At 75.1% G+C, this 1,963-nt stretch carries 2 protein-coding genes and 1 pseudogene; 2 read left to right on the forward strand and 1 reads right to left on the reverse strand.

Annotation, left to right across the window (positions count from 1 at the left end):
• A partial coding sequence (locus tag IH13_RS0128770) for an MGDG synthase family glycosyltransferase (RefSeq protein WP_031088933.1) occupies window positions 1-711 on the reverse strand: 711 nt, incomplete at its 3' end.
• A gap of 183 nt (window positions 712-894) precedes the next feature.
• Between IH13_RS0128770 and IH13_RS0128775 the strand changes: the two genes are divergently transcribed.
• Together IH13_RS0128775 and IH13_RS0128780 are read left to right on the forward strand one after the other, a co-directional pair.
• Window positions 895-1,710, forward strand: coding sequence for an SDR family NAD(P)-dependent oxidoreductase (locus IH13_RS0128775; RefSeq protein ID WP_031088934.1), 816 nt, complete (start codon window positions 895-897; stop codon window positions 1,708-1,710).
• A gap of 6 nt (window positions 1,711-1,716) precedes the next feature.
• Window positions 1,717-1,963 (forward strand): annotated as a pseudogene (locus tag IH13_RS0128780) (hypothetical protein); the annotation flags it as partial.

Consider the following 1,963-nt stretch of genomic DNA (forward strand, 5'->3'; position numbering starts at 1 on the left):
GAGCACGACCGGCCGGTAGCCCGCGGCCGCGACCAGCCGCGCGGTCCCCGCGACGTCCGCGCCCGCTCCCCAGGCCCCCGTCGAGATCAGGACCGGCGGACGCTCCGGGGGCCCGAGACGCCGCCGCCAGTCCTCCGCCGTGGCCGCCGGGTGACGGAACCGGGGCGCGACCAGCGCTCCGGAGGCGACCGCCGGGCGGTGCACCGCCCGGGTCACCTCGCGGGCGAGCTCGGGGGTGAGGCACAAATAGGTGTCGTTACCCGGATGCAGCCACTGGCGGTGGACGGCGAAATCGGTGACGACCACCGCACTCGGAACCGTGAGCGCGCCTCGGGCGCGCAGCCTGCCCGTCAGCTGGGCGGCCAGGTGGAAGACCGGCACGACCACGTCCGGCCGCAGCCGGGCGACGAGTTCCAGCAGCCGGCGTTCGGCCAGGGCGGCCAGCGGGGCGCTGCCCGGCCTCGGGCCCTGTCCGGCGCGGAAGAAGGCCGCGTACAACCCCGCGTAGACGGCCGGAGCGTGGCAGATGACCGTTCGGTAGAACGCGCTCAGCCCGCGGCCGACACCGGGTGGCAGCAGGCCGAGGACGTCGACGGTCCTCGTCCGTCCACCGCCGGCCTCCAGGCGCCGGGCCAGTTCGGCCGCGACGGCGTGGTGGCCGGAGCCCATGCCGGCGCTCAGGATCAGGAAGCGTCCCTGTGCTGCGTTCATCGGTTGCGTGCTCCCGGGCGTCGGCAGAGAGTGGGGTCCAGTGGTGAGGTCGGTCTGCGGCGGTGGCCGGCGCATGCGATCACCTCGGGCAGGGGTTCGGCGGGTCCCGGGGTGTGTATAAGAGACAGGTCTGACCTCGTGAAGGCGGAACCGCGCCGCACAGAGCCGACACAGGGAGAGGACATGTCACGTGTACCGGGCATCGCCCACCGCGAGGCGCGGGGCGACGACGCGGTGGACCGCCGGAGGGCGCCGGCCGGTGTGGCTCTGGTGACCGGTGCCTCCTCGGGCATCGGAGCCGCCGTCTGCCACCGGATCGCGGCCGAGGAGGGCTGGCGGCTCCTGGCCGCCGGCCGCGACCGGGACCGCCTGGCGGAGGTCGCCGCGACGACGCGCTCGACGGCGCTGCGTGCCGACCTGATGTCTCCCGAGGCCGTGGAGCGCATGGTCGACGAAGCACTGGAGACCGCCGGCCGGGTCGATCTGGTGGTGGCGTCCGCGGGGATCGGCTGGGCCGGACCGTTCCTCTCCATGCCGGCGTCCGCCGTCGACCGCGTCCTCACCGTCGACCTGGCGTCCGTGGTCCATCTCGTACGGCTCCTGCTGCCCCACATGATCGCGGCCGGACGCGGCCACATCGTGCTGGTCGGCTCGGTGGCGGGCTCTACGGCCGTCCGCGGGGAGGCGGTCTACTCGGCCGCGAAGGCGGCGGTCGCCGCCTTCGCGGACGCGCTGCGCCAGGAACTCACGGGGACCGGCGTACGCGTCACCCTCGTGGTCCCCGCCGTCGTCGACACCCCGTTCTTCGAGACCCGCGGGATGTCGTACGTACGTTCGTGGCCCCGGCCGCTGGCGCCGGAGCGCGTCGCGGACGCCGTCTGGGACGCCATCGTCTCCGGCCGCGACGACGTGTACGTACCGGGCTGGCTACGGCTCCCGGGCGTCGTGCGGGCCGTCGCCCCGGGGCTCTACCGCCGGCTCGCCGTCCGCTTCGGCTGACCGGGGATGAGCTCACTGGCCATCGTGCTGGCACTGCTGGCCGCCTTCGCCAACGGCGCCGCGTCCGTCCTGCAGCGGCGGGCCGTCATGGAGCAGACCGAGGCCCGGGACGAGCCCCCGCGCCGGTGGCAGGTGCGGAAGGCCCTGGCCTGGCTGATGCGCCTCCTGCGACGTCCCTTCTGGCTGGCCGGGGCCGCCGCACTGGGGCTCTCCGCGGCGTTCCAGGCGGGGGCGCTGGCCGTCGGCAGCCTGT

Source organism: Streptomyces sp. NRRL WC-3549 (genome assembly GCF_000721935.1).
Classification (GTDB): domain Bacteria; phylum Actinomycetota; class Actinomycetes; order Streptomycetales; family Streptomycetaceae; genus Streptomyces.

Coding starts and splice junctions, on each gene's coding strand:
- IH13_RS0128775 (WP_031088934.1), top strand. CDS start 895: ATGTCACGTGTACCGGGCATCGCCCACCGCGAGGCGCGGGGCGACGAC.